At 59.3% G+C, this 5,310-nt stretch carries 7 protein-coding genes; all 7 read left to right on the top strand.

What is annotated here, in order from left to right; all coding sequences use genetic code 11:
* Positions 1-248: 248 nt before the first annotated feature.
* Entirely contained in the window at positions 249-890 is a 642-nt protein-coding gene (locus tag Hhyl2_RS22300) for a hypothetical protein (protein WP_483552989.1), read from the top strand.
* The gene (locus tag Hhyl2_RS22295) at positions 883-1,869 is read left to right on the top strand and encodes a DUF7351 domain-containing protein (RefSeq protein WP_483552988.1); all 987 of its coding nucleotides are present in this window, start codon (positions 883-885) and stop codon (positions 1,867-1,869) included. Before Hhyl2_RS22300 ends, Hhyl2_RS22295 begins: the two co-directional genes overlap by 8 nt.
* Before the next feature lie 333 nt (positions 1,870-2,202).
* A complete protein-coding gene (locus Hhyl2_RS22290; protein ID WP_483552987.1) occupies positions 2,203-2,844 on the top strand; it encodes a hypothetical protein in 642 nt (213 codons plus the stop codon).
* On the top strand, positions 2,837-3,487 hold the full coding sequence (locus tag Hhyl2_RS22285; protein WP_483552986.1) for a hypothetical protein: 651 nt from the start codon (positions 2,837-2,839) through the stop codon (positions 3,485-3,487). Before Hhyl2_RS22290 ends, Hhyl2_RS22285 begins: the two co-directional genes overlap by 8 nt.
* On the top strand, positions 3,484-3,843 hold the full coding sequence (locus Hhyl2_RS22280; protein ID WP_483552985.1) for a hypothetical protein: 360 nt from the start codon (positions 3,484-3,486) through the stop codon (positions 3,841-3,843). The genes Hhyl2_RS22285 and Hhyl2_RS22280 overlap by 4 nt, the downstream gene beginning before the upstream one ends.
* Positions 3,836-4,486, top strand: a complete 651-nt coding sequence (locus Hhyl2_RS22275; protein ID WP_483552984.1) for a hypothetical protein — start codon at positions 3,836-3,838, stop codon at positions 4,484-4,486. The genes Hhyl2_RS22280 and Hhyl2_RS22275 overlap by 8 nt, the downstream gene beginning before the upstream one ends.
* A 72-nt stretch (positions 4,487-4,558) precedes the next feature.
* The gene (locus Hhyl2_RS22270) at positions 4,559-5,227 is read left to right on the top strand and encodes a hypothetical protein (RefSeq protein WP_483552983.1); all 669 of its coding nucleotides are present in this window, start codon (positions 4,559-4,561) and stop codon (positions 5,225-5,227) included.
* The last annotated feature ends 83 nt before the right edge of the window (positions 5,228-5,310 follow it).

The following is a 5,310-nucleotide window of genomic DNA, read 5'->3' as shown; positions in this document are numbered from 1 at the left end:
CTCTGTTCCGACCGATTCCTACCCCCATTCTATGGTTGCCTGTCAGTTAAACGCCAGTATTCTGACACTCAGAGTGCTGTCGAACGTGGATTCTCTCCCAAGTGACGGCGCGTATCCACGGCGCGAACCCGTGGTATTGCGCCTGTTTACCGTATAACACCGAAAACCGCCCAGACCCGGAATACTACCCGAAAAGATTCCCGGAATCCCTCCCGAATCATTTTGTCGGACGTTTCCGTACTTCTAGTATGTCACTAGTTAGCATGCAACATTGGAAACAACTCGAAGCGCAGAGCGGGCCGATATTTCTGGTTGCCGGGGCAGTGGTGGTCGTCTATGCGGGACTTCATGGAGTCGAGACAGCGACGAGCATGGTACTGGAGCCGAACCCATTCGAATTCGGCTACGTTCTCGGGTTCATCGGCCTGCTTGGACTGTATCCCGCGCTGGTCGATGAAGCACCCTGGCTCGCTCGTGCCGGGGCTATTGCCGCCGTGCTCGGGATAATCGGACTGTCGGCGTTCACGGTGTTGCACACCGCCGTCCTGGCGGGCCTTGCCGCGCGTGGGGGGCCGGCCTGGTTCGGGGTCTTCATTCCTCTGCCGCTCATCGGGTTCGTCGTCGGCTACCTCTCCGTAGGGACTGCTAGCCTCAAGGCCAACGTTCATTCCCGACTGATCGGACTGCTTCTGCTGGCTCCAGGACTCATCGTCGTCGTGATGATCGTCCAGATCCTCGCCGGATGGACATCCCCACTGCAGGCCTTCGTCATTAGCGCCGGTGAGGCCATGGCGCATCTGGCTATCGGGGTGTCGCTCACGACGAAATCCGACTTCGATCGCGGGGAGCCGTTCGGCCACGGTGACCGAGACGTAGCGACTCATGACTGACCCAGAACCGGTAGAACTGCCGCTGAAGACAACTGCTGTCGGAGCGGCCGGCCCACACGCAGCGGAAGCGTTCGCCCTCCTCGGCAACGAGACACGGTTGGCCATCCTGCTCGCACTCTGGGAGCAGTACGACCCACATGCGACAGACAACATCGTCTCCTTCTCGGAGATATTCGAACGGGTCGAATACGACGACCCAGGGAGCTTCAGCTATCACCTCCAGCAACTCACGGGCCAGTTTATCCGGCAGTACACTGACGGAGAGGGCTACGAACTCCGCCCGCCAGCATTGCGGTTCATCCACGCTGTCATCGCGGGGGCGGGCGTTCAAGACGTGGGAGTGGCGGCAACCGAGATTGACCAACCGTGTCCATTCTGTGATGCCCCGACAGCGATCAGCTACCGAGAGGGCCTCGTCGTTCACGTCTGCACCGAGTGTGAGGGCGTGACGACTGAACAGGGCATACACGGGTATCTGAGCGCGGTCCCGTTCGATCCGGCCGGGCTGTCCGATCGGACCCCCAGGGAAATCCGGGCCGCGAGCAGGGTGGCGGCCTGGCGACAGACCCAGTTCATGTTCGATGGCCTTTGCCCCGCCTGTTCCGGTGCAGTAGAGAGCTGGCTCGAATGCTGCACGGACCACGACCAGAACGGGATCTGTGACAACTGCGGGACGAAATTTGCCGTCCTGGCTCGCTTCCAGTGTCGAACCTGCAAGAATCACAATGTCTCCTCCCTGAGAGCGCTCGCACTCCTCCATCCCGCGGTGATAGCCTTCTACGAGGGCCACGGGATATCGACCCGGATTCGAGCCGACGACCCCGAGCGCATCCGACGGATTTTCGGTCTCATGGACGACCAAGAGGTGGAAGTAATCGCCAAGGACCGGCCCCGGGCGACGGTCACGGCCTCGGTTGACGACGACGAGACCCAGTTGACGTTCGACGAGACTGCAACTGTCGTCGGGGTGCAACGGTGACACCGGGTTTCTGAAGAGCGCTCTCGCCAGCTCCGCTCCCAGAACTGTCTGCAGGACTATATATCAGATGTCGGATTGTAATGTCATACAAATAATACTTTTGCCGGGGCGTGCACTCTGTTAACAAGGACCTCACAGCTGCCGGAGTGGCCCCGACTGTGAGGGCAGAGATGACCGCAGAACTGCTAACACCAGAACGAGGAGGTCGCGCTCGTTTCGCCAATCCGACGCGACCACACATACCGATGACACACGCGACAACGAAACGTCTCGATGGATCGCGCCATAACCGACCGTCTGGAACCGTACAGAATCATCCAGAGGTGAGTCCCGATGTCGATCCGTGACGAGATATTGGAATCGCTCGAACAGCGGCGCTCGACAGCATTTCTGATCGGCGGCCTGATATTACTCCTCGACATTGGCCCCGTAGCCGCCAATATCGTAACGGGTGTGGACGACTGGTTGATACTAGGACAGATGTTCGTCGGTGCTGCCTGGACCGCCGCCCTTATCGGTTTGCTCGGGCTGTATCCAGCACTCGCCGACCGGAGCCGGTGGCTGTCCCGTGCCGGTGTCGTCTTTGCCGTCATTGGCTTGGTGACGTTCGCCGTCATGTCCCTGACGTCGCTGTTCTACTACGTTGGGATTCCATCTGGGGAGTACGAGGCAATTGGCTCGCTCTTCCTCCCCGGTGTAATCACCGGAAGTGGGCTGGGATTCATCGCGTTCAGTACTGCCAGCCTCCGTACTGGCATCCCGTCGCGGACCGTCGGCGTCCTTCTGCTGGTACCGCCGCTGCTGGTCGTCACCAACATCCTCCGATTCATCGCCGGGATGGAATCCGCGATCATAACTCTCGGATTCGTCATCGGAGACGCACTGGCGATACTGGCGCTCGGCTACGTCCTACGAACAGGACAGGAACCGACCGGCTACGAGAAGCCAGCACCGACGGAGGTCCGTCATGGCTGAGACAGGTACCGGAACGACACGGTGGGACTCACTCGAACAGCGGATTGATACCGTCTTTCTCGTGGCCGGAGGGTCGTGGCTCGGAGCCACGTTCTTTCTCATCATCAACCGGTTTCTCGGTGGCATTGGACCAACAGGGCTGGTTCTTGAGGCGGTGTTCTATATCGCTGCCTTGCTGTCCCTCGCTATCGGGCTACTCGGATTCTACCCACGAGCCACAGACCAATCGCCCCGGCTAGCGCTGGTCGGTGGGGCCGCCGCCGCTCTCGCCGTGGTGGGATTCGTCGGCGTGCTCGTATGGTCAGTAGTCGGTGTTGCCCTGTCGGAAGTGTCGCTTCCGGCCGATGGCCTTTTCTTCTTGTTATTACTTCTGCTGTTGATTGGGTTCCTGGTGTTCGGTGGTATAAGTGTCCGCTCTAGGGTTCCCTCACGTAGGGTTGGCATCCTCCTGCTGGCAGTCGTCGCTGCGTTCTTCGGATTTCTAGCTGCGAGTGCCTTCGTCGGGACCGACCCGCCAGATTGGGTTCCCGCCACTGGCGGTGGAGTATTCACCGTCATCACGTTGGCAATCGGATACGCTCTCCGAACCGAGTCGGAACAAACTGGCCGTACAAATTCGACGCCTACTGGAGGGTCGTCATGACGGAGACGGTGGCGAGTACAGCGCGGTGGGACACGCTCGAACGGTGGAGTCCGACGGCATTTCTTCTTGCCGGTGTCTTGCTGTTTTTCACGACCATCGTGTATGGTCTTGAATTGCTCACGGGCATGTCTCTCAAAGGCTTGCTCACCGGTCTGCCGGCGTTCGTCGGTTTGCTGGTCGCCTACGTCGGGATCCTTGGGCTCTATCCAGCCTTGTCCGCCCGAGTTCCGCGATTGGCACTGGCGGGCATCGTCCTCATCCTCGTCCCGGTGATAGTGATTGGGTTCTTCCTGCAGACCGAGACCGAACCAGTTGACCGCGCGGAGTCAGCACCGACGGAGGCCCGCCATGGCTGAAACAGCTATGGGCGAAACCCGCTGGGACAGGCTTGTACAGCGAGGTTCGCTCCTCTTCCTCGTCTCAGGAGGGCTATGGGTGATTCTCGCGGCGCTCTTCGCAGCCGAAATATTTCTGGACATGACTACGTCAGCAACGCAGAGTTTCTTCGGACCTGCTGCCTATGTGGTTGCCTTCGTCGGATTACTCGGGCTGTGTCATGCGCTTGTCGACAAATCGCCCTGGCTGGTGCGTGCAGGGGCGTTCGTTGTCGTACTCGGCATAGTGGGAGGTGCGGTCCTTGCTATCTCGGCAGGCAGTCAGCTCATAGGGATTATCGACGCCCGGCCAGTGTGGGACACCGTCTTCAACCTCCCGCTTCTCGCCGGTGTGGTACTGGGATTCCCCAGCGTTGGCGCCGCCAGCCTGCGGACCGACGCCTATTCTCGGTCCGTTGGATTGCTCCTACTCGGACCGGCAGTTATGTTCAGTGCGGTTCTCGTAGGCAATGCCCTCTTGGGACCGGGTTTTCCACACGTCGTCCATGTCGTTCATAGTAGTTTGGAGGCGCTGTTGCATCTGAGCGTTGGGTATCTCCTCCTTACCGGCGGCTTGCCGACCGACAGCAAGGAAGAAGCACCGACGGGTTTCCGCCATGGCTGAGACAACAACCGGAACGACGACAGAGGGATGCCGCAATGGCTCTGTTCGGCGGGCGCTGCGGAGATCGATCCAATGACAACAGAATCGCAGGGTAACACTGGCCGGGGCGCGCAAGCATGGAAGTCGCTCGAAACGTGGAGTCCAGTACTGTTCGCCGTCGGCTTCGTGTTCGAACTCGTTTTTGCGCTCACCCATGGAGCTGCGGTTCTGGTGGAGGGTGTCACGTTCTTCGACTGGATCTATCCGACCGTCCTCCTTGGTCGCTTTGCCGTACTACTTGGATTAACCGGACTCTCCGTTCGGCTAACGGCTCGGCATCCCCGTGTCGGGAAAGTTGGTCAAACACTCCTCGCTCTCGCCATGGTTTTCACCCTGGTCCTGATTTCGTTGTCGATACTCGACATCGTGGGCCTCGTAGCCTTGGCTGATTTCGTCGCGACGCCAGTGATAGCCGTGTTCGGGATTGGGACCGTCGCTCTGACAATTCTCTCGTTCGTCTACTTCGGCGTCGCGGGGCTCCGAACTGATGCCTACCCGGCAGTAATCGGCGGACTCATGCTGATCGCAACGCTTGCACTCTTGTTCGTGTTACTCGGTTCGGGGACCTTCTCCACAAATGTGCGGGGGACGGTCGGTGAAGGACTCAACGCTCTCGTGTTCCTTGCAATCTGGTACGTCCTCAGCACAGAGTCAAAACCGACCACGTCAACGGAGGGAGTGTCCATTACACAACTGAAGTGAGACAACGCTTTTTGCTAGCAACCAGATAGCGACCTTGTCATACCCGCCCCAGCAGTGAGGTCTTGCTGAATATACTCTCTGTA

This window comes from Haloarcula sp. H-hyl2 (genome assembly GCF_056934385.1).
Note: the sequence above shows the minus strand (reverse complement) of the source record. Positions and strands in the feature narration are given on the sequence as shown.

Coding starts and splice junctions, on each gene's coding strand:
- Hhyl2_RS22300 (WP_483552989.1), top strand. CDS start 249: ATGTCACTAGTTAGCATGCAACATTGGAAACAACTCGAAGCGCAGAGC.
- Hhyl2_RS22295 (WP_483552988.1), top strand. CDS start 883: ATGACTGACCCAGAACCGGTAGAACTGCCGCTGAAGACAACTGCTGTC.
- Hhyl2_RS22290 (WP_483552987.1), top strand. CDS start 2,203: ATGTCGATCCGTGACGAGATATTGGAATCGCTCGAACAGCGGCGCTCG.
- Hhyl2_RS22285 (WP_483552986.1), top strand. CDS start 2,837: ATGGCTGAGACAGGTACCGGAACGACACGGTGGGACTCACTCGAACAG.
- Hhyl2_RS22280 (WP_483552985.1), top strand. CDS start 3,484: ATGACGGAGACGGTGGCGAGTACAGCGCGGTGGGACACGCTCGAACGG.
- Hhyl2_RS22275 (WP_483552984.1), top strand. CDS start 3,836: ATGGCTGAAACAGCTATGGGCGAAACCCGCTGGGACAGGCTTGTACAG.
- Hhyl2_RS22270 (WP_483552983.1), top strand. CDS start 4,559: ATGACAACAGAATCGCAGGGTAACACTGGCCGGGGCGCGCAAGCATGG.